The 21,307-nt window shown below is 62.0% G+C and carries 17 protein-coding genes; 9 read left to right on the forward strand and 8 right to left on the reverse strand.

Translation table 11 applies throughout. The features are described from left to right. Positions 1-211: 211 nt before the first annotated feature. Positions 212-427 (forward strand): AbrB/MazE/SpoVT family DNA-binding domain-containing protein, encoded by a 216-nt coding sequence (locus V3W39_RS31105; RefSeq protein WP_003208231.1) that lies wholly within the window; start codon positions 212-214, stop codon positions 425-427. Here V3W39_RS31105 and V3W39_RS31110 read toward each other — a convergent pair. Next, entirely contained in the window at positions 424-1,002 is a 579-nt protein-coding gene (locus tag V3W39_RS31110; protein ID WP_330214005.1) for a GNAT family N-acetyltransferase, read from the reverse strand. The two genes, V3W39_RS31105 and V3W39_RS31110, sit on opposite strands and share 4 nt — an antisense overlap. A 72-nt stretch (positions 1,003-1,074) precedes the next feature. Beyond that, the gene (locus V3W39_RS31115; RefSeq protein ID WP_330214006.1) at positions 1,075-3,432 is read right to left on the reverse strand and encodes a DNA polymerase II; all 2,358 of its coding nucleotides are present in this window, start codon (positions 3,430-3,432) and stop codon (positions 1,075-1,077) included. 230 nt (positions 3,433-3,662) lie between these two features. Here V3W39_RS31115 and V3W39_RS31120 point away from each other — a divergent pair, with 230 nt between their 5' ends. From V3W39_RS31120 to V3W39_RS31145, 6 genes are all read left to right on the forward strand, one after another. Then, the gene (locus V3W39_RS31120; RefSeq protein WP_330214007.1) at positions 3,663-5,897 is read left to right on the forward strand and encodes a TonB-dependent receptor; all 2,235 of its coding nucleotides are present in this window, start codon (positions 3,663-3,665) and stop codon (positions 5,895-5,897) included. 195 nt (positions 5,898-6,092) lie between these two features. Further along, a complete protein-coding gene (locus V3W39_RS31125) occupies positions 6,093-6,977 on the forward strand; it encodes a LysR family transcriptional regulator (protein ID WP_177078155.1) in 885 nt (294 codons plus the stop codon). 120 nt (positions 6,978-7,097) lie between these two features. Further along, positions 7,098-8,204 carry a tartrate dehydrogenase gene (locus V3W39_RS31130; RefSeq protein WP_330214008.1) on the forward strand — a complete coding sequence of 369 codons (1,107 nt, stop codon included), beginning with the start codon at positions 7,098-7,100 and terminating at the stop codon, positions 8,202-8,204. A 2-nt stretch (positions 8,205-8,206) separates the two neighbouring features. After that, positions 8,207-9,655 (forward strand): aldehyde dehydrogenase family protein, encoded by a 1,449-nt coding sequence (locus V3W39_RS31135; RefSeq protein WP_330214009.1) that lies wholly within the window; start codon positions 8,207-8,209, stop codon positions 9,653-9,655. A gap of 32 nt (positions 9,656-9,687) precedes the next feature. Beyond that, positions 9,688-10,446, forward strand: coding sequence for an SDR family oxidoreductase (locus tag V3W39_RS31140; RefSeq protein ID WP_177048778.1), 759 nt, complete (start codon positions 9,688-9,690; stop codon positions 10,444-10,446). Positions 10,447-10,473: 27 nt separating this feature from the next. Continuing rightward, a complete protein-coding gene (locus V3W39_RS31145) occupies positions 10,474-11,445 on the forward strand; it encodes a cyclase family protein (RefSeq protein ID WP_330214010.1) in 972 nt (323 codons plus the stop codon). 1 nt (position 11,446) lies between these two features. Here the strand turns inward: V3W39_RS31145 and V3W39_RS31150 are convergent, their stop codons facing one another. From V3W39_RS31150 to V3W39_RS31160, 3 genes are all read right to left on the reverse strand, one after another. Then, positions 11,447-13,876, reverse strand: a complete 2,430-nt coding sequence (locus tag V3W39_RS31150; RefSeq protein ID WP_330214011.1) for a TonB-dependent siderophore receptor — start codon at positions 13,874-13,876, stop codon at positions 11,447-11,449. Between the two features lie 94 nt (positions 13,877-13,970). Then, a complete protein-coding gene (locus tag V3W39_RS31155) occupies positions 13,971-14,945 on the reverse strand; it encodes a FecR family protein (protein WP_330214012.1) in 975 nt (324 codons plus the stop codon). Further along, positions 14,942-15,454: a sigma-70 family RNA polymerase sigma factor gene (locus V3W39_RS31160; RefSeq protein WP_259198957.1), complete on the reverse strand. Its 513-nt coding sequence runs from the start codon at positions 15,452-15,454 to the stop codon at positions 14,942-14,944. Before V3W39_RS31160 ends, V3W39_RS31155 begins: the two co-directional genes overlap by 4 nt. Before the next feature lie 157 nt (positions 15,455-15,611). Between V3W39_RS31160 and V3W39_RS31165 the strand changes: the two genes are divergently transcribed. Continuing rightward, a complete protein-coding gene (locus V3W39_RS31165) occupies positions 15,612-16,199 on the forward strand; it encodes a hypothetical protein (protein WP_177116220.1) in 588 nt (195 codons plus the stop codon). 21 nt (positions 16,200-16,220) lie between these two features. On the opposite strand, the gene V3W39_RS31170 is transcribed toward V3W39_RS31165, so the two are convergent. From V3W39_RS31170 to V3W39_RS31180, 3 genes are all read right to left on the reverse strand, one after another. After that, a complete protein-coding gene (locus V3W39_RS31170; protein ID WP_330214013.1) occupies positions 16,221-16,688 on the reverse strand; it encodes an SRPBCC family protein in 468 nt (155 codons plus the stop codon). A gap of 92 nt (positions 16,689-16,780) precedes the next feature. Beyond that, positions 16,781-18,673: a penicillin-binding protein 2 gene (gene mrdA, locus V3W39_RS31175; protein WP_177048786.1), complete on the reverse strand. Its 1,893-nt coding sequence runs from the start codon at positions 18,671-18,673 to the stop codon at positions 16,781-16,783. 196 nt (positions 18,674-18,869) lie between these two features. Continuing rightward, complete coding sequence (locus tag V3W39_RS31180; protein ID WP_330214014.1) at positions 18,870-20,285, reverse strand: aldehyde dehydrogenase family protein; 1,416 nt, start codon at positions 20,283-20,285, stop codon at positions 18,870-18,872. A 101-nt stretch (positions 20,286-20,386) separates the two neighbouring features. Here V3W39_RS31180 and V3W39_RS31185 point away from each other — a divergent pair, with 101 nt between their 5' ends. Further along, complete coding sequence (locus V3W39_RS31185; protein ID WP_330214015.1) at positions 20,387-21,277, forward strand: LysR family transcriptional regulator; 891 nt, start codon at positions 20,387-20,389, stop codon at positions 21,275-21,277. Positions 21,278-21,307: the final 30 nt, after the last annotated feature.

Here is a 21,307-nt window from a genome sequence, read left to right on the forward strand (position 1 = left end):
GAGTTTCATGTCTGCGACAGTCAAATTCAAGGATGATTCCTACGACAGCTTCAGAAAGCGTAGGTCAGGACGCCCGCGAAGCAAGGCGTTTAGCCACCTGACGCCTCATTGTTTCTTTTGATTGCGGATGCCCATCGTGGCCATTGCCGGGGCTCCTGCAGTGGCTTGAGGTGTTAGGCTAGTCCGTTCATTCGTTCAACGGGAAGCCATCATGCACAGCAAACGCGTCACGATCGAAGACTGGGACGGCGACGGCGCCATTCGCCTGCCGGACGAAGCCTTGCAGGAACTGGGGCTGGATGTGGGCGACACGCTGTACATCGTCGAGACCTATGTGGGCACGCAGAAGGGCTTTGTGTTGTCGACCACGCCGAAGATCGCCGACCGGATGGATGAGTTGGTGGAAGAGCTGAGCCACAAGCCCTAGCGAGCCAGCCTGGCTTGCAAGCCTGCTTTAACCTGCGGCCATTCCGGATCAATGATGCTGAAGCGCACCGAGTTGCGCTTGCGGCCATCGGGCATGATGCGCTCGTGGCGCACAATGCCTTCCTGTACCGCACCGAGGCGCAGGATCGCGGCCCGGGATTTTTCATTCAGTTCATCGGTGGTGAACTGCACTCGCACACAGTCCATCACTTCAAACGCGTGGGTCAGCAGCAACAGCTTGGCCTCGGTGTTGATCCCCGATTTCTGCACCGACTGGCTGATAAACGTGTGGCCGATCTCCAGCTTGCGGTTGACCCGGTCGACCTTCCAGAACCGCGTACTGCCCACCACCTCGCCGGTGTCGCGGCGCACGATCACAAACGGCATCATGGTGCCCGCCTCACGCCCGGCCAGGGCAATGTCCACGTACTTTTCGACGGTGTCGGGGCCTGGCACGTTGGTCACTTTGAGGTTCCATAGTTGCCCGTCGGCGGCGGCCTGTACCAGGGCGGCCGAGTGTTCGCGTTGCAGGGGGCGGAGTTCGACCGTGGTGCCGGTCAGGGTGATTTCAGTCATGGGAATATTGCGCCGTCTGGTGGTCGTCAGTGGCCAAGATTGCAGGCTCTCGCCGCTGCAAGGCAAGCCGTTTTAGAACAGGCCCATCTGGCCACCCACCAGGGTGCCGAAGTCGTCGTTTACGAACGGCAGGATCGCATCCGCAACCGGTTGCAGCTGCCGGGTGACGTAGTGGTCGTAGTCGATCGGTGCCTGGCGCACTTCCAGCGGTTCGGGGCCGTTGACGGTGATCACGTAGCTGATCCAGCCACCGTTCTGGTACTGGCGCGGGCGGCCCTGGCGGTCGTTGTATTCGTCGGCCAGGCGCGCGGCGCGCACATGGGGCGGCACGTTGCGTTCGTAGTCGCCCAGTTGCCGGCGCAGGCGTTTGCGGTAGATCAGTAACTCGTCGAGCTCACCGCTCAAGGTGCGGCGCACGTAGTCGCGCACGTAATCCTGATGGGGCTGGCGGTGGAAGATCCGCTGGTAGAGCTCCTGCTGGAATTGCCGGGCCAGGGGCGACCAGTCGCTGCGTACGGTTTCCAGGCCTTTGTAGATCATGTCTTCGCTGCCATCGGCGCGGGTGACCAACCCGGCATAGCGCTTTTTGCTGCCCTCTTCCGCGCCGCGAATGGTCGGCATCAGGAAGCGGCTGAAGTGGGTTTCGTATTGCAGCTCCAGGGCACTCTGCAGGCCGAACTCATTCTGCAGGCGCTCGCGCCACCAGGTGTTGACGTGCTGCACCAGGTCCAGGCCGATGCGCGTGGCGTCTTCCTGGGAGTGGGCGCTGCCAAGCCAGACGAAGGTGGAATCGGTGTCGCCGTAGATCACTTCATAGCCGCGGGCTTCGACCAGTTCGCGGGTCTGGCGCATGATCTGGTGGCCGCGCAGGGTGATGGACGACGCCAGCCGGGTGTCGAAAAACCGGCAACCGCTGGAACCGAGTACGCCGTAGAAGGCGTTCATGATGATCTTCAGGGCCTGGGACAGAGGCGCATTGTGTTCGCGCTTGGCCACTTCGCGGCCTTCGGAAACCCGCGCGACAATCGATGGCAGGCAATGCCGGGTGCGGGAAAACCGCGCACCGCGAAAGCCTTCCACCGACTCACTGTCTTCGGGGTGACGCAGGCCTTCGATCAGGCCCACCGGGTCGATCAGAAAGCTGCGGATGATCGACGGGTAGAGGCTTTTGTAGTCGAGCACCAGCACCGATTCGTAGAGGCCGGGGCGCGAGTCCATGACAAACCCGCCGGGGCTGGCCTGGGGCGGTTTGTCGCCCAGGTTCGGCGCGACGAAACCCTGGCGGTGCATCAGCGGCATGTACAAATGGGTGAACGCGGCCACCGAACCACCGTTGCGGTCCGCCGGCAGGCCGGTGACGCTGGCCCGTTCCAGGAGGAATTTAAGCAGCTCGGTCTTCTCGAAAATCCGCGTCACCAACTCGCAGTCCTTGAGGTTGTAGCGCGCCAGCGCGGGCTTGTCCTCGGCGAACATGCGGTTGATTTCGTCCATGCGCTGGTACGGCGTGGAGATCGATTTGCCTTCGCCGAGCAAGGTCTGGGCGACGTTTTCCAGGCTGAAGGATTCGAAACTCCAGGTGGCCGAACGCAAGGCTTCGATGCCGTCGATGATCAGCCGCCCGGCCGCCGCAGCGAAGTAGTGATTGCGGCTGCCGTGTTCGCGCCAGCCCATGGCATCGCCGCCACGGCCGAGCAGCAGCGGTACATTCAGACGCTGGGCATGTTCGTGCAGGACGCGCAGGTCGAACTGCACCAGGTTCCAGCCGATGATCGCGTCGGGGTCATGGGTGGCGAGCCACTGGTTCAGGCGATCGAGCAGTTCGGCGCGGGTGTCGCAGTAGTCGAGTTTGAAGTCCACCGCGTCGGTTTTATTGGGCGGGCCGAGCATGTACACCTGGCGCTCGCCGCAGCCTTCGAGGGCGATGGAATACAGGTCGCCCTGGGCGGTGGTCTCGATGTCCAGCGACACCAGCTTGAGGGGCGGGCGGTAATCCGGCGCGGGTTTCATCTGCGCCTCCACCAGCATGCCGCCCTCGCCCGGCGTGCCGCCGAACCACACCGGCGCGGTGATGAAGCGTTCCATCATGTAGCGCTCGGGCGGGCGCACGTCGCCTTCGTAGACGTCGATGCCGGCTTTGCGCAGGCGCTTTTCCAGGTCCATCAATTGGCGATGCTGTTTGGTGTACAGGCCCAACACCGGGCGATGGTGGAAGTCGCAAAGCGCCAGGTCGCGCAACTCGATGCCGCGCTCACCCTTGAGCTGCAGTTCGGCCGGCTTGCGATGGGCCTGGGGGATAAACATCACGGAGGTCTGCACCGGCAGGCGCAGGAACCTTGGGCCTTGATCGGTGGCCAGCCAGAAACTGACCTCCGTGCCCGCCGGGGTGTCGCGCCAATGCCGGGTCAGGACAAACCCCTGCTGTAAATCCACCTTGCCACACCTCAAGAATCACTTTCAGGGCGTGATTCTACTCGGCCTGTGACAAGGCGCGGCGATTTAACGGAAATGACCTACGCACACGCAGCGAGCAGTCTCACAAAACTGTTGCAGAACATTAATGACAATCACTATCATTCGCACCGGAGTCGTATCCGCGCAGCGAGGACGCGCAACGTTGTTGCCCTTTTCCTCACAGTGACGGTTCGCCGTCAGGATCGACCATGCCCATTTCCACCCGCTTGGCTGTGCCGTTTCGCCCTACCCTGCTCGCCCTTTGCTGCTCCCTGAGCCTCGCCGCTCACGCCGCAACTCCAGAAACCCCGCAGGATGCGAACACCCGTCAGGATGGCAAGGCTCTGGAATTGGGCGCCACCACCATCAGCGCCGACGCAGCCACGCCCAGCGCCCTGCCCCCGGTGTACGCCGGCGGCCAGGTGGCTCGCGGCGGGCAGCTGGGGGTGCTGGGCAACCAGGACATCATGGACGTGCCGTTCAGCATGTCTTCCTACACCGAAAAACTGATCCGTGACCAGCAGGCCGAAAACGTCGGCGATGTGCTGCTCAACGATTCGTCCGTGCGCCAAGCGTCGGGTTATGCCAACCAGGCCCAGGCCTTTGTCATTCGCGGCCTGCCGCTGAATGGCGACGATATTTCGTTCAACGGTTTGTACGGCATCCTGCCGCGCCAGATCATGTCCACCGACGCCCTGGAACGGGTTGAAGTGTTCAAGGGCCCCAACGCCTTTATCAACGGCGTGACGCCGGGCGGCTCCGGGATTGGCGGCGGTGTGAACCTGCAACCCAAACGCGCCGATGATGTGCCGCTGCGCCGTTTCAGCACCGATATCAGCAGCGATGGCCGGGTCGGCGAGCATCTGGATATCGGGCAACGTTTTGGCGAGGACAATCGGTTTGGCGCACGGGTGAATCTCTCCCAGCGTGAGGGCGATACCGGGATTGATGATGAAAGCCAGCGCTCGAAGCTGTTTGCGGTCGGCCTGGATTATCGCGGTGATGCACTACGCCTGTCGGGGGACTTTGTCTACTCGAAACAGCAGATCAATGGCGGGCGCAACACCGTGCTGATTGGCCAGAACCTGACCCACATCCCCAACGCGCCTTCAGCCGACACCAACTACGCGCCGAGCTGGGGCACCAGCAGCCTGGAAGACACCTTCGGCATGTTGCGCGCCGAGTACGACCTCAACGACAACTGGACGGCGTACATCGCCGGCGGCGCCAAGCACACCAACGAGATCGGCCGTTACTCCTCGGTCACCCTGAATGACACCCTGGGCAACGCCACCGTCACCGGCTCGCGCATCGCCCACCAGGAAGACAACACCAGCCTGATGGCAGGCTTGAATGGCAAATTCCAGACCGGCGCTGTCAGCCACAAGCTGAACTTCGGGTTGACCGGGATCTGGGCCCAGACGCGCAACGCCTATGACTTCGATCTCACCGGCCACGCCAGCAATATCTATAACCCGGTGGACGTTGCCGGGCCAGCCAAGGGCGGCTTCGTGGGCGGCGACCTGAACGACCCGGGCATCACCGCCAAGACCTTCGCCCGCAGTGCAGCGATCTCCGACACTCTGGGCTTTATGGATGATCGTTTGCTGGTGACTGCCGGTTTGCGCCGCCAGGAACTGGTGGTTCAGGGCTTTGCCTACGGCACCGGCACTCGCACTGCCGACTACGACAAGTCGATCACCACACCGGTGTACGGCCTGGTGTTCAAGCCGTGGGACCATGTGTCGTTCTATGCCAACCATATTGAAGGTTTGGCACAGGGGCCGACCGCGCCTCAGACCGCCGGCACGAAAACACTCACCAACGCCGGCCAGGCCTACGCCCCCGCGCGCTCGAAACAGACCGAAGCCGGGGTCAAGGTCGACATGGGTACCTATGGCGCAACCCTGGGCGTGTATCGCATCGAGCAACCAACCGACGGTTACTCACAACTTAGTGCCGACGGGTTAAGCGCCACGTATGTTCGCCAGGGCGAGCAAGTCAACAAAGGCGTGGAGCTTAACGTGTTCGGCGAACCCATCGCCGGCCTGCGCCTGCTGGGCGGCGCCACCATCATCCACACCGAAGTCCACGGCACCCAGAACGGCACCAACGACGGCAACCGCGCCATCGGCGTACCGACCTTCCAGCTGAATGCCGGCGTGGATTGGGATGTACCGGGCCTGCAAGGCGTGACGGTTAACGGCCGCATGCTGCGCACCGGCGGCCAATATGCCGACGCGGCCAACAACCTCAGCCTGCCCGCCTGGAACCGCTTCGACGTGGGCGCACGCTACACCTTCAAGGTGGACCAGCGTGACGTCACCCTCGGCGCCACCGTGGAGAACGTCGCCAACACCAAGTACTGGGAATCGGCCCTCGGCGGTTACCTGACCCAAGGTGACCCGCGCGTGGCGAAGTTGTCGGCCAGCATCGACTTCTAACCCCAACCAATGTGGGAGCTGGCTTGCCTGCGATGCAGGCACCTCGGTGTGTCAGATGCACCTCGGTGACGCTATCGCAGGCAAGCCAGCGCCTACAGAAATGCAGATCTGCTTTCAGCCCTTTTGTTTGCCGGATATTGGACAGCCGCGTGCCAACTGCGTAGTTTTTCACCCACTGCGCACAAGGACCCCGGCATGTCCCCCGACCTCACTTCCATCGAGCTGTTCCTCAAGGCGGTCAAGCTGGGCAACCTGTCCCGGGCGGCCGAGCAATCCCACCTCTCCCTCTCTGCCGCCAGCCGGCGCCTGTCGCTGCTGGAGCAGCACTTCAAGGTGGCCCTGCTGACCCGCACCTCCACCGGCGTTTCGCCGACGGCGGCCGGGGACGTGTTGGCCCAGCATGCGCAGTCGATCCTGCGGGCGGTGGACGGCATGCACGCCGACCTCGCCGACTACGCCAAGGGCGCCACCGGCCGGGTGTGCCTGTACGCCAACAGTTCGGCGATGAGCCAGGAACTGCCGCGCCAACTGACCCAATGGAATACCTTGCACCCGGGCATCCGCCTGGATATTCGCGAAGAGCGCAGCCGGGAAATTCTCCAGGCCGTACGTGAAGGCGTGGCGGATGTGGGCATCGTCACCACCCGCTCCAGCGGCGAAGAGCTGCGCTTTGAGCCCTACTGCCAGGATCGCCTGTGCCTGATCGTACCCAATGATCATCCGTTGAAAATGCGCCATGCGCGTTTTGAGGATTTACTCGGCTATGACTTTGTCGGGCTGGAAGACAACGCCGCCATCACCCCGTTGATCAGCGAAGCCGCCGCCGCCATCGGCATGCCGTTGCGGCTGCGGATGCAGGTGCGCAGTTTCGAAGCGGTGTGCCGCTTGATCGCCGCCGGCCAGGGCGTGGGCGTGCTGCCACAAGGGGCGGTGCAGATTTTTCGCAAGGAGATGGCCTTGCGCTTTATCGAAATCGACGACAGCTGGGCCGACCGGCAGATGTACCTGTGCATGCGCAAGGAACAGCCTTCACTGACCAGCCTGGCGCTGTTCGACTACCTCAGCGCCAACCCGGCGTAAATCTTCGGCCTTCGAATTTTGCGAAGGCCGATTCCACAATTAGCAATTCCCCTGTTGTTGCAGCTGTGCCAAGAATGCCCTCGCCAGACCTTCCTATAAAAACAACACAGGAGACACGGCGTGTCCCATTCCAACACCCGCTCCACCCACCGCATCGCCGTGATTCCCGGCGACGGCATCGGCCGCGAAGTGGTGCCCGAAGGCCTGCGGGTACTGGAGGCCGTCAGCCGGCGCTTCGGTATTCACTTTCACTTCGACCACTTTGCCTGGTGCAGCGAGTACTACCTGGCCCACGGCACGATGATGCCCGACGACTGGGCCGAGCAGATCGGCAGCCATGACGCAATCTTCTTCGGCGCCGTCGGTGCGCCGGACATCATTGCCGACCACACCGCCGTGTGGGAGTCGCTGCTGAAGATCCGCCGTCAGTTCGATCAATACGTGAATATCCGCCCCGTACGCCTGATGCCCGGCGTGCCCTGCCCGCTGGTCGGCCGCGTGCCGGGAGACATCGACTTTATCGTGGTGCGGGAAAACACCGAAGGCGAATACTCCAGTGTCGGCGGGCGCATGTGGGAAGGCACTACGCGGGAAATTGCGGTGCAGGAGTCGATCTTCTCCCGCGAAGGCGTGGACCGCGTGGTGGACTACGCCTTCAAGCTCGCGCAACAGCGGCCCCGGAAAAACCTGGTGGCGGCGACCAAATCCAATGGTATTTCGATCACCATGCCGTTCTGGGACGAGCGGGTGAACGAGATTGCCCGGCGCTACCCGGACGTGAAAACGGCCAAGTTCCACATCGACATTCTGTGTGCGCACTTCGTGCAGCATCCCGACTGGTTCGATGTGGTGGTGGCCTCCAATCTGTTTGGCGACATCCTTTCCGACCTGGGCCCGGCGTGCACCGGCACCATCGGTATTGCACCGTCGGCCAACCTCAATCCGGAGCGGCGCTACCCGTCGTTGTTTGAACCGGTGCACGGCTCGGCGCCGGACATTGCCGGCCTCGGCGTGGCCAATCCCATCGGGCAGATCTGGTCGGCAGCGCTGATGATCGAGCACCTGGGCGACGGCAATCCGCTTTATCAGGAAGCCGCGGCGGCCATCGTGTCCGCCATCGAAACGGTGCTTGCCGAAGGCCCGCGCACCCGGGAAATGGGCGGCAGCGCCAGCACCGTCGAAGTGGGCCGCGCCATCGCCGAATGCGTCGCAGGGAACAGGAGCTGAACATGACCAACGCACATTACATCGCCAACCAATGGCAGGCGTCGACCTCGCGGGAAGACATTCCGGTGATCGACCCGAGCACCGGCGAAACCTATTCGAGCATCGCCCGTGGCACGGCCGCGGATATCGATGCGGCGATCAGTGCCGCACGGCAGGCGCTGGGGGAAACCTTCGATGGGCCGTGGGGAATGTTGTCTGCCGTGGAGCGCAGTCGCCTGCTGGCCAGGCTCGGCGTGGCGGTGCTGGAGCATCATGAGGAGCTGGCACAGATCGAAGCGCGGGACACCGGTAAGGCCTTGAAAGTCGCCCGCGCCGATGCCACCGCCCTCGCCCGTTATTTCGAGTACTACGCCGGTGCCGCCGACAAGTTGCACGGCGAAACCTTGCCGTACCAAGCGGGCTACACCGTGCTGACGGTACGCGAACCCCATGGCGTGACGGGGCATATCATCCCGTGGAATTATCCGATGCAGATTTTCGGGCGCAGTGTCGGCGCCTCGCTGGCGGCGGGCAATGCCTGCGTGGTCAAGCCGGCGGAAGATGCCAGTTTGTCGTTGCTGCGCCTGGCGCAGATTGCTGCCGAAGTGGGCTTTCCGGCCGGCGCGATCAATGTGGTGACCGGCTATGGCTACGAAGCCGGCGCGGCGTTGTGCGCGCACCCGGGCATCGATCACATATCCTTCACTGGCTCAACCGCCACCGGCACGGCGGTGTCGAAAGCTGCCGCCGAGCGCCACTGCCCGGTGACCCTGGAGCTGGGCGGCAAGTCGCCCCAACTGGTGTTCGCCGACGCCGACCTGGATGAAGCGCTGCCGGTGCTGGTCAATGCCATCGTGCAGAACTGCGGGCAAACCTGCTCCGCCGGCAGCCGCTTGCTGGTGGAGCGCAGCATTTACGAAAGCCTGATTGCGCGCCTCAGCCAGCGTTTTTCCGAGCTGCGTGCCGGGCCTTCGGCGCTGGACCTGGACATGGGCCCGCTGATCAACCAGAAGCAGCAACGCCAGGTGCGCGAGTTTATTCGCGAAGCCGAACAGGCCGGGATCACCGTCGCTGCCCGCGGCACGGTGGTGGCCGAGGCTGGCAGCGGTGGGTATTTCCAGGAGGCGGTGCTGTTTCGCGACGTGCCGCCAGACAGTCGCCTGGCGCAACAGGAAGTCTTTGGCCCGGTGCTGGCGGTGATGCCTTTCGACGACGAAGCCGAAGCGATTCGCCTGGCCAACGGCACCGAGTTCGGCCTGGTGGCCGGCGTGTGGACCCGCGACGGCGCCCGCCAAATGCGCCTGGCCCGCAAGCTGCGCTGCGGCCAGGTGTTCATCAATAACTACGGGGCCGGGGGCGGCGTCGAACTGCCATTCGGCGGCGTGAAGGCCAGCGGTTATGGCCGGGAAAAAGGCTTCGAGGCGCTGCTGGGCTTTACCACCTTGAAGACCATTGCGATCAAACACGGTTGATTCCTCACAACAACAAGAACGGAGAACACACCATGCGTTTAGCCAATAAAGTTGCGATCGTCACCGGCGCCGGCTCGGGTTTTGGCGAGGGCATCGCCAAGACTTTTGCCCGCCAGGGCGCCAAGGTCATCGTCGCCGACATGAATGCCGTCGGTGGCCAGCGGGTGGTCAATGAAATCGCCGAAAGCGGCGGCCATGCGCATTTCATCGAGGTCAACGTAGCCAACGATGAAAGCATGGGCGCCCTGCTGCGCGGCACCCTGGAGCAGTTCGGCGGCCTCGACATCGTCATCAACAACGCCGGCACCACCCACCGCAACCGGCCGATGCTGGAAGTCGACGAGGCCGAGTTCGACCGGGTGTTTGCGGTCAACGTCAAAAGCATCTTCCTCAGCGCCAAGCATTTTGTGCCGCACTTTCGAGGCCAGGGCGCCGGGGTGTTCGTCAACATTGCCTCGACGGCGGCGATCCGTCCGCGTCCGGGACTGGTCTGGTATAACGGCAGCAAGGGTGCAGTGGTGGTCATGAGCAAGACCATGGCGGCAGAGCTGGGACCGGACAATATCCGCGTCAACTGCGTGAATCCGGTAGTGGGTGCCACGGCCTTGCTCAGCGAATTCATGGGCGTGCCGGACACCCCGGAAAACCGCCAGAAGTTCATGGCGACCATTCCCCTGGGGCGCTTTTCCACCCCGCAAGATGTGGCCAACGCCTGCCTGTACCTGGCGTCGGACGAAGCGGCGTTCATCACCGGCACGTGCCTTGAAGTCGATGGCGGGCGCTGCGTGTAACTCACTCTCACAGGGACCGGAATTGCTATGTGTGATCTTCATAATAAGAACGAGCCGAACACCCGGGAATTGCTTGAAGGCCTGCCAAAGAACTGGGGTAAATGGGGACCGGACGACGAAGTCGGCGCCCTCAATTACCTGACCGAAGCCGAAGTACTGCGGGGCGTTGCTTCGGTACGCCAGGGCAAGACGTTTACCCTGCAAGTGCAGATCGGCCACCCGGACGGTGACCCGATGTGGCCCGCGCGCAACCCGTCGATGCGCTTCAATACCCTCGACCACAGCCATTACCACTTCGGCAAACAGCCGCACATGACCGGCGGCGCGGCGTATTCCGACGATGTGATCTTCATGCAGCTGCAAGGCTCGACCCAGTACGACGCCCTCGGCCACGCCTGGTACGACAATCAACTGTGGAACGGCTACGACGCCCAGACCACCGTCGGCGGCATGGCCAAGGCCAGCGTGCTGGCGATTGCCGAACGCGGCGTGGTGGGCCGCGCCGTACTGATCGACATGGCCCGCCATCGCGGCAAGAAGTGCCTGGGCCGCGGCGAAACCTTCAACCACCTGGACTTGCTTGAAGCCGCCGAGGCCCAGGGCGTGACCATTGAAAAGCGCGACATCCTGATCATCCGCACCGGCTCCATGGGGGCGTTTTATGAACTGGGCAAGACCGAGTTCTTCAAGGACCTGATGGAGCCGGGGCTGACCTACAGCCGGGAACTGGTGGAGTGGTTCCACGACATGGAAATCCCCAACCTGGTGACCGACACCATCGCCAACGAAGTGATCACCGACCCGGTGTCCGGGGTGCAGATTCCGCTGCATTGCGCGCTGATGCGCAACCTGGGGATCGCCTTCACCGAAATCGTGTTGCTGGAGGAACTGGCCGCCGACTGTGCGGACGACGGCCAGTGGAAATTCCTCTACACCGCCGCCCCGCTGAAGATTGTCGGAGGCAGTGGTGCGCCGGTGAATCCGGTGGTGATCAAGTAGCTCACCAGTCGTAGGTAACGGCCAGGGACGCGGTGCGCTCCTGGCCGTAGTAACAACCGAAGGCGTAGTTGCAGGACGAAACGTAATCGCGGTTGAACACGTTCTGCACGTTGAGGCTGGCTTCAGCGCCCTTGAAGGTGGGGCTGACGCGGCTCAGGTCGTAGCTGACCGTGGCGTCATACACCACGAAGGACGGGACCTTGAAGGTGTTGTCCGAGTCGCCGTATTTCTTGCCGGTATAACGCGCGCCACCGCCCAGGGTCAGGCCGGCCAGGGCCTCGCTGGCGAAGTGATAGTCGGCCCATACACTGCCGGTCCACGGCGCCTGGGCCTCGTTGCGGTTGCCTTCATTGCCGTAATTGCTCTTGGTGTAGAACGAGTCCAGGTAGGACAGCGCACCAATCAGCTCGACCTGACCGACCCGCGCCTTGCCCTCAAACTCGACGCCACGGGAACGCACTTCGCCTTCCTGAAGTTGATACTCGGGAAACACCAGGTCGCCGGTCAGCACGTTTTTCTGCTTGATCTGGAACACCGACAGCGTCAGCAACGAGCTGTCGTTGGGCTGGTACTTGAGCCCCGCTTCGTACTGCTCACCCTCCACCGGCTTGAATGCCTGGCTCCCCCGTTGCGGGGCCTGGCTGCCGGTGCTTGGGAAAAACGATTCGGCATAGCTGACGTAAGGCGCCAGGCCGAAATCGGTGAGGTAGGCCAGGCCGATACGGCGCGTGAGTTTCTTGTCTTTCTGGCTGACGTCGCTGTGGGCCAGCAGGTCGCGGTTCACCACTTCGGCCCAGTCTTCACGCAGGCCGATAGTGAGGATAAAGCGATCAAACTTGATCTGGTCCTGGGCATACAGGCCGGTTTGCTCCACCGTATTGTTCCACTTGGTGGTCAGCACGGGCTGGCCAAAGGTGTGGTAGTTGGTGGGTTTGTACAGGTCGATGATCTCCGCGTTGTAGAGGTTGTAACCCTGGTACTTGCGGGTGAACTGACGGTAGTCGACGCCCGTCAGCAGCGTATGTTCAAGGGTGCCGGTGGAGAACTTGGCCTGCAGGTTGTTATCGATGGTGTAGGCCGAGTTGTGTTGGCGCCAGTCCAGCTTGGTGCGGGTGGCGCGGGTATCGTCGGTGCTGCCGTCGGGGAGCGTGGCGAAGCGGTTCAGGTAGAAGCCTTTGTAGCGGTCGTTGACGTCGGTGAAACGTGCTGTCTGGCGGTATTCCAGGGTGTCGCTGAAGGCATGGGAGAAGTCATAGCCCAGCACGTATTGGTCACGGATGTAGTTGTTCCAGTCGGAGTCGCCGAGGAACGCGTCGCGGTCGATGTGCCGGCCCTGGGAGTTGCGGTACAGCGTGCCGATTGAAGGCAGCGCCTGGTAGTCGGCCAAGGCCTTGTCACGCTGGAGTTGCGCGTACACGGTCAGGGCGGTGTCGTCGTTCGGCGCCCAGGTCAGGCTGGGGGCAATCAAGGTGCGTGAGTCGGAGGTGTGGTCGACCATTTCGTTGCCGTCCTTGACCAGGCCGATCAGGCGATAGCTCAGGGTCTTTTCCTCGTCGATCGGGCCACTGACATCCACCGCACCGTTGACCCGGTCATAACTGCCGATGCCAAGCTTGACCTGATGCCGGGCGTCGGTGGTCGGTCGCTTGGACACCAGGTTGACCATGCCACCCGGTTGGTTCTGGCCGTACAAAACAGACGCCGGGCCCTTGAGCACTTCGATACGCTCCAGGGTGTAGGGGTCGATTTGCGGCGCGCCGCCGAGGCTGCCGGCGTAGGGCAGATAGGCGCCGTCGAGGTACAGCAAGGTCGGTGCGAAACCGCGGCTACCCACTTCGTCGGAGGTGGTGTTGCGGTCGGTGTAGCCGTTGGTGTCGATGCCCGGCGTATAGCGCAATGCCTGGGTGAGGTTACGCGCGCCCTGAACCTTGATCTGGTCGGCGGTCACCACGTTGACCGTCTGCGGGATCTCCATGATCGGCGTATCGGTCTTGGTGCCGGTGGCACTGCGGGTGGCGACATAACCGTCCACCGGGCCCCAGGCATTTTCGGCGGTTTGCCCGGTGACCGTGGTAGCGCCCAGGTTCAAGGCGCCGCCCTGGGGAAGCAGGTACAGGGTCCAGGTGCCGTTCTCGGTGACGCTCAGGCCCAGGCCGCTGCCCGCCAGCAGTTGCTGCGCGGCTTGCTCCGGGCTGAACGGCCCGCGCAAGGCAGGCGCGCGGCGCCCCTGGAGCAACGCCGGATTGGCCGAGAGTGTGCGTCCGCTTTCGCGGGACAAGCGGCTCAGGCTGTCGCCAAGGTCGGCAGCGGGCAGGTCGAAATACCGGACCACGCTGTTACCCGTGTCGGCCAGGGCCACGGCGGGTTGGCCAATCACGGCCAGGGTAACGGCGAGAGTCAGCAGGCAGGGGCGGATCATCAAAGATGTCATGGGTGAGAAGGCTCGTTGTCAGGTGGACGTTCCCTAACCTTGACCAGCGAGACGAGCGATCCCCTCATGCCAATTGAAAATAATTCCCATCGGCCTAACGCAGGTCAATCAGCGTGAGCCATGAACCATAACGGCTGATGTGCAGCGGGAAGGTTTGTGCGAGGGATTGCAGGGTCTGCTCCGGATCATCCAGGGGGAACACGCCGTAGATCCGCAGCTTCGCCGCTTGCGTGCTGAGGCGCAGTACACCCCGGCGATAGGGCCGCAGGGCGTCGATCAACAGGCCCAGCGGTTCATCCCGCATCTCAATACGGCCGTCGCGCCAGTCCACCCGGCTGCGCAGCGACATCGGCACCGCGCGCACCTCAACGTCACTGAACCATGCGGCCTCCCCCGCCGCTACCCGGCGCTGGCTGCCACCAAGGGTGGCGACTTGAACGCTGTGCAATTGCACCGATGTCAGGCTGCCGACCGCTTCCTGGCTGACCATGAACTGTGTGCCGAGGGCCTGCACTTCGCCTTGGGCGGTGGCGATCACAAACGGTCGGCGGGGGTCGCCTGCCACGTCGACAAACACCTGGCCTTCACGCAGGCGCACCAGGCGGCGTTGCTCGGTGAACTGGATATCCACCGAGCTGCGGGCGTTCAGGGTCAGGCTGCTGCCATCTGCCAGTTGAAAGGTACGGCGCTCGCCGGTCGCGGTGCGTCGATCGGCCCACAGCCCACTGATCGGCTGGGTTCGATCAAAGATCGCGGCGCCGCTCACACCAAACAGCACCAGGGCCAACCCGCTGCGCAAGACCTTGCGCCGTGATGCTGAATCCGGCGTTGACAGTGCCTGGGCGGCGGCGTGCATATGGCCCGGACTGTGGGCATCGATACGCTGCAAATCGGCAATCGGCTGCTGTAACAGGCTACCAACCCGCTCCCAGGCCACGCCGTGTTGCGGGCTTGCAACTATCCAGGCCTCGAAGGCCTGGCGCAGGTCCGGATCATCGCCGCCCGCTTCCAGGCGCAGCAGCCAATCGACAGCGGCGCGGGTGCTGTCATCGACCTTGGGCCCGCTCATGTGAACTCCGCCGATTCCGCCAGGCAATGCAGGAAGGCCCGGCGCAAATCACGCTCTACGGTGGCCAGCGAAACACCCAATTGCGCCGCGATCACTGGCTGGGACAACCCTTCCAGACGGCTGAGGACAAAGGTTTTACGTACCCGTGCGGGTAAGCCGTGAAGCAGGCGATCAATGCTTTCCAGCGCCTCGCGTACCAGCGCCAGGTCTTCCTCCGAGGGCGTGAAGCAGTCCGGCCATTGCGCCAGGCTGTCGAGATAGGTTTGCTCCAGCCGCTTGCGTCGCCAGAAGCTGAACAGCAGGCGCCGCGCCACCGTGCTGAGGAAGGCGCGGGGCTCGTCGAGTTGGGTCAGTTGCCGAGCATCCAAGAGCCGGATGAAGGTGTCCTGGGTCAGGTCGGCGGCGTCTTGCGGGCACTTCAATTGCCGATACAACCACGCACGCAACCAGCGATGGTTATCGTCATAGAGAGTTGCCAGCAGGACCTTGGGATCAGTAGGGGTGGACACGCAGAACTGCCGGACGCTAATGATAATTCATCTCATTATCTGCGCGACCTATGGCGCAATGCAACCACTCATGCGTAGCGGTCGACCAGCGCAGTGAATTTGCGAATGTCAGACTCGCCACTAGACTCAAGACTCCTCTCACATGGAAGTCCATTCAATGAACGTATTCCGCCCTCTTCGCCAGGCGATTGCCCTGGCAACCCTGCTGTCCGCTGGCGCCCTGACGGCACATGCCGCCGATATCCCGCTGTCCAAGTCCCTGGAGGCCGATGAGGTGACCACCAAGGTGCTTAAAGTGGATGCCGCCAATCATCAGGTGGTGCTCCAAGGCGCCGAAGGTCGTGAGGTGCATGTACAACTCAGCGACCAGGCCAAGGACTTGGGGAATCTGAAGGTCGGCGATCAGGTCAAGGTGCTGGTGACCCACTCGGTCGCCGCCGTACTGGACACCGACATCGACAAGAGCGCACCGGACGCCACCGAGAAAACCGGCGTGCTGCGCGCCACCGCAGATAACCCGAACCCGGGCGGTGCTGCCTTCCGCCAGGTGCAGGTACAGTTGAAGATCACCCATATCGACCTGGCGAAAAACCAGGTGACCCTGGAAAACCCGGCGGGCCAGAGCAAAGTGCTGACCGTGGAAAAACCGCAAATCCGCGCCGGCCTCAAAGACCTCAAGGTCGGCCAAAGCGTGTTGGTGACCTACACCGACACCCTGGAAATCAGCACCGCCCACGAAGGCTGACGGCTGTGGCGTCCCATCAGCTCAAGGCTGATGGGATTTCGCCAGGTACTCTTCGATATTGTTCATCTGATCGTCCCAGCCTCGGGAGTTCTTCTTGTAGGCTTTCTGGCGGCGAGCGTCGGGAATCCCGTCAAAACCTGACTCCACCACCCGCAACAGGATGCCTTCGGCGTGATCCTCAAGGGTGAATTCCACCAGGGTGGGGGTTTCCGTGTCGTAATCCACGTCGCTGTCTACGGCGTAGGGATGCCAGCTGAAAGAGAACCGCGCCTGGGGCTCAAGGTGCTCGATTTTCGCCTTCCACACCACGTGCTCGTAACCTGGATAAGTGATCGGGGCTTCAATGGCCCGCCCTGGGGAAAACTGCTTGCCCTTGAGGGCGATGCCAAACCAGTTGCCGAATTGCTCGGCGTCGGTCAGTGCTTCCCAGACGCGTTGACGTGGAGCGTTGAGCAGGACTTTGCGTTTGATTTCATTTGATTCGTGCATGAGACACCTCCTGTATTGACAGTAGGCGACATCGACCAATGCGCAACCTTTTAAAAGGGATGGGGCATGACCGGCATCATGCCCTCGTAGCGTCAGACGTGAGGATCACCCGGCGCCTTGCTGGGGGTCGCGTACTGCGGCTTCAGGTGGCCTTCCTGATCGAGCAGCCAGGCGTCCATGATCTGGCGCACCACCGGACCCGCCACCCGGCCACCGGCCTCGCCGTTTTCGATCATTACTGAAATCACGATGCGCGGGTGCTCCGCCGGAGCGAAGCCGACGAACAAGGCGTTGTCGCGGTTGCGCTCCAGGGTCTTGAGGCGGTTGTAGCGCTCGCCCTGCTTGATCGCCACCACCTGCGCGGTACCACTCTTGCCGGCAATCCGGTATTGCGCACCGGCCGCCGCCGCCCGGGCGATACCACGTGGGTCATGCATAACCAACTGCATGCCGTGGTTGACCTGCTCCCAATCGCGCGGGTCTTTGAGGACGACGTTGGGCATCGGGTTTTCATCCACCGGCGCCACGCCGTTGATGGTCTTGGCCAGGTGCGGTCGGTTCCACACGCCTTTGTTGGCGATCAGCGCAGTGGCCTGGGCCAGTTGCAACGGGGTGACCTGCATGTAGCCCTGGCCGATGCCGAGGATCACGGTTTCACCCGGGAACCACGGTTGGCGCCGGGTGGCGCGCTTCCAGGCCTGGGACGGCATCAAGCCGGCTGACTCTTCGAACATGTCCAGGGAGACTTTCTGGCCGAGGCCGAACTCGGCCAGGTAGTCGTGCAGGCGGTCGATACCCAGCTTGTGGGCCAGATCATAGAAGTAGGTGTCGTTGGAGCGCATGATCGCCGCGTCCATGTCCACCCAGCCGTCGCCGCTGTGGTTCCAGTTGCGGTATTTGTGGTCGAAGTCCGGGAGCTGGTAGTAGCCGGGGTCGAAGACGCGGGTCTGGGCGGTGACCACCCCGCTGTCGAGGCCGGCAATCGCCACTTCCGGCTTGATCGTCGAACCCGGTGCGTAGAGCCCGCGCAGCACGCGGTTGAACAGCGGCCGGTCGAGGGAGTCGTGAAGCGCGGCGTATTCCTTGAAGCTGATGCCGGTGACAAAGAGGTTCGGGTCAAAGCTGGGTTTGCTGACCATTGCCAGCACTTCGCCGGTTGCCGGGTCCAGGGCCACGACCGAGCCGCGACGATCACCGAGGGCTTCTTCGGCAGCTTCCTGGAGTTTGACGTCCAGGCTCAGCACGATGTTTTTGCCAGGAATCGGGTCGGTATGCTTGAGCACCCGCAGCACACGGCCCTGGGCGTTGGTTTCAACTTCTTCATAGCCAACGTGGCCATGCAGCTCGGACTCGTAGAAGCGCTCGATGCCGGTTTTACCGATGGACTGCGTGCCTCGGTATTCCACCGAGTCGAGTGCCTTGGATTCTTTTTCGTTGATCCGGCCTACGTAGCCGATGGAGTGGGCAAAGTGCGCGCCCAACGGGTAATGGCGGACGAACTGCGGCTCGACGTCTACGCCCGGCAGGCGGAATTCGTTGACGGCCAGCACGGCGATCTGTTCTTCGGTCAGCTCGTAAAACAGGGTGACGGGCACGAAAGGATGACGCGCCTGCTTGAGGGCTTTATCAAATACGCCGCGGTCTTCGGCGGGCAGGTGCAAGAGGCTGACAATGGCGTCCAGCTCACCCTTGAGATCGGTCGTGCGCTCACGGGTGATAATCAGGTTGTAGCTGGGGCGGTTGTCGGCAAGTACCACGCCGTTGCGGTCATAGATCAGGCCGCGCGTCGGGGTAATCGGCAGGACATGGACGCGGTTGTTTTCGGAAATGGTGGAGTGATAGTCGTACTGCACCACTTGCAGGAAGTACATCCTGCCGACCAGGGCGCAGGTGATGCCGATCACCAGCAGTGCACAGGCCAGCAGCCGCTTGTTGACCAGGCGGTTTTCGTTTTCGTGATCCTTGATCGGTATTGGTTCAGGCATTTCTACAGCATCTCATTGAATAAGGTCGACGCCGCTTCCTGCGGAGGAGAAATCAATCCCTGGGAAAATGTGCTGCACCATACCAAAAATGCAGAAACACTTTGCATCGATTTCCCTGAACGGTGTGCTTATGGAGCCTGTTCATGCACTTTGGTTTGGGGCGTTGACCTTATTCATGCGTTTTTATGCTGAGAACTCAACTCAGGATCGACTTGGGCTCCAGAAAGGCTTCAAGGCCGAATGTGCCGTACTCGCGGCCAATACCCGATTGTTTGAAACCTCCAAACGGTGCGAGTGGCTCATGGGCCAGGGTATTGATCAGGACCCGGCCAGCGTCTATGCGGCTGGCCAGCCTGTGAGCGCGTTCCGGATTGGATGACAGGATATATGCCTGGAGGCCGTAGGGTGTATCGTTGGCGATGGCCAGGGCTTCTTCCTCGGTTGTGTAGGTAATGATCGATAGCACCGGGCCGAAAATCTCCTCGCGGGCGATGGTCATTTGGTTGTTTACGCGGCTGAATACGGTTGGTTTTACGAACCAGCCGGCGTTGATGCCTTCTGGAAAACCGGGGCCGCCCGCCAATAGATGAGCGCCCTCCTCGATCCCGATCTGGATGTAGCGCTGCACCCGCTCCCATTGTTTCTGACTGACCATCGGACCGACCGCGGTGACCGGATCACGAGGGTTGCCAGCCTTTACCCTGGCTACCTCCTCGACCATCAGCGCTTCAACTTCAGCCAGGCGAGTTTCAGGTACCAGGATTCGGGTGCCGGCAATGCAGGCCTGGCCGCTGTTCATGAAGCCGGCCTGAAGTGCCATGGGCACGGCCGTCTTGAGGTCTGCATCATCGAGAATCAGCACCGGTGATTTGCCGCCCAGTTCCAGGGTGACGCGCTTCAGAGTCTCGGCGCCAGTACGCAGGATCGTTTTGCCGACAGCGGTGGAGCCGGTGAAGGAGACTTTTGCGATGTCGGGATGAGCGCTCAATACGGCGCCTACGGTCTCGCCACGGCCGGTGACGATGTTGAACACGCCGGGAGGCAGCCCCGCTTCATGGAGTGCACGGGTGACGATAGAGGTCTGGATGGCGCTCATCTCACTCGGTTTGATCACCGCAGTACAGCCTGCGGCCAATGCGGCGCCGAGCTTTGCGCAAATGAAACCGGCGTTGCTGTTCCAAGGGGTGATCAATCCGGCTACACCCAACGGCTGCATGACTACTTCGGCGATGCCGATGCGTCGGGAGAAGTTGTAGTTCTCAAGCACCGAAGCAGCATCCTGCAGGACGCTGGCGGCGTGCCTGGCCATCCATCGGGCACGGGATAGCGGGGCACCGTATTCCTCGATGATTGCATCGGTGAGTTCGTCCTCTACGGACTCAACGGCAGCGTGCATACGTTTGAGATAACCGATTCGAACTTCCTTCGGGCTTTGGGAGAACTCGGTAAACGCGCGCTTGGCGGCAGAGATAGCCTCCAGGGCGTCCTGTTCATTTGCCAATCGAACCTGGCCAATACTCTGGCCTGTAGCCGGATTGAACAGGTCAAAAAGCTCTTCGCCATGAGGTGTGACAAAGGCGCCATTGATGTAAATCTGGTTGATGTGGTGCATAGGTCCTCCGGGACGCTGAGCTAGTGCGTCGTACGGTAAGTCACTATGATTCAGCTGATAAGCCGGACAAATCGGCATGAGTTGATGAGTAATTCAGGACAATGAATACATCCGGACTTAATGAACTGGAAGCCGTATTGGCCGTGGCGCGGCATCGCAGCTTTCGTGCTGCGGCGACCGAGTTGAATGTGTCGAGGTCGGCGCTGAGCCACTCCATCGCAGGGCTTGAAGCGCGGATGGGGGTGAGGCTGTTCAATCGCACGACGCGCAGTGTGTCTTTGTCTGAAGTGGGCGCAGAGTTTGTCGAGACGATTACCCCGGCGCTGTTGAGCATTCGCACGGCTTTGGAACAGGCGGGAAATCGCAGCACGGAACCCACCGGTACCTTGCGCCTGAATACCTCGGAGGGTGCGGCAAAACAGGTGATGCCCCTGCTACTGGAATACCTGCGGCGTTATCCACGGATGAAGCTGGATATCGTTACTGAGGGACGCCTGGTGGATATCGTGGCACAGGGATTTGATGCAGGGATCCGACTCGGGGACACAGTGCCTCAAGACATGATTGCGGTTGATATCAGCCCTGCCCAGCGGTTTGCTGTATTGGGTAGCCCGGACTATTTTGCCAGCCACCCAATCCCCCTTAGCCCCCTGGATTTGCGCGCCCATCGCTGTATTCGCAGCCGAATGCCCAGTGGCGCGATCTATCACTGGGAGTTTGAGCGCCATGGCGAAGCGATTGCTGTGGAGGTGCAGGGTGCTTTGACTCTGGATAACCCGACTCTGATGCTCGAGGCTGCCAGGGCGGGGCTGGGTTTGACCTATCTCACCGAATGGAATGCAGCCGCAGATTTGGCGAAGGGGACGTTAGTGCGCGTGCTGGAAGAATGGACACCGTCTTTTGACTGCTTGCGTCTCTATTATCCAGGGCGGCGTCATGTGCCGGCCGGGTTAAGGGCGCTGATTGAGTTGATCCGGGAGCAGAGTTTTTAGGCCACTTGGTTGTGAAATTTTCGACCGCCC

The organism is Pseudomonas sp. Z18(2022), from assembly GCF_036346535.1.
In the GTDB taxonomy this organism is placed as follows: domain Bacteria; phylum Pseudomonadota; class Gammaproteobacteria; order Pseudomonadales; family Pseudomonadaceae; genus Aquipseudomonas; species Aquipseudomonas yamanorum_A.

Bases quoted from the DNA above. Each gene is read 5' to 3' on its own strand.
- V3W39_RS31105 (WP_003208231.1), top strand. From the start codon at position 212: ATGCACAGCAAACGCGTCACGATCGAAGACTGGGACGGCGACGGCGCC.
- V3W39_RS31110 (WP_330214005.1), bottom strand. From the start codon at position 1,002: ATGACTGAAATCACCCTGACCGGCACCACGGTCGAACTCCGCCCCCTG.
- V3W39_RS31120 (WP_330214007.1), top strand. From the start codon at position 3,663: ATGCCCATTTCCACCCGCTTGGCTGTGCCGTTTCGCCCTACCCTGCTC.
- V3W39_RS31125 (WP_177078155.1), top strand. From the start codon at position 6,093: ATGTCCCCCGACCTCACTTCCATCGAGCTGTTCCTCAAGGCGGTCAAG.
- V3W39_RS31135 (WP_330214009.1), top strand. From the start codon at position 8,207: ATGACCAACGCACATTACATCGCCAACCAATGGCAGGCGTCGACCTCG.
- V3W39_RS31140 (WP_177048778.1), top strand. From the start codon at position 9,688: ATGCGTTTAGCCAATAAAGTTGCGATCGTCACCGGCGCCGGCTCGGGT.
- V3W39_RS31145 (WP_330214010.1), top strand. From the start codon at position 10,474: ATGTGTGATCTTCATAATAAGAACGAGCCGAACACCCGGGAATTGCTT.
- V3W39_RS31150 (WP_330214011.1), bottom strand. From the start codon at position 13,876: ATGACATCTTTGATGATCCGCCCCTGCCTGCTGACTCTCGCCGTTACC.
- V3W39_RS31155 (WP_330214012.1), bottom strand. From the start codon at position 14,945: ATGAGCGGGCCCAAGGTCGATGACAGCACCCGCGCCGCTGTCGATTGG.
- V3W39_RS31165 (WP_177116220.1), top strand. From the start codon at position 15,612: ATGAACGTATTCCGCCCTCTTCGCCAGGCGATTGCCCTGGCAACCCTG.
- V3W39_RS31170 (WP_330214013.1), bottom strand. From the start codon at position 16,688: ATGCACGAATCAAATGAAATCAAACGCAAAGTCCTGCTCAACGCTCCA.
- mrdA (WP_177048786.1), bottom strand. From the start codon at position 18,673: ATGCCTGAACCAATACCGATCAAGGATCACGAAAACGAAAACCGCCTG.
- V3W39_RS31180 (WP_330214014.1), bottom strand. From the start codon at position 20,285: ATGCACCACATCAACCAGATTTACATCAATGGCGCCTTTGTCACACCT.
- V3W39_RS31185 (WP_330214015.1), top strand. From the start codon at position 20,387: ATGAATACATCCGGACTTAATGAACTGGAAGCCGTATTGGCCGTGGCG.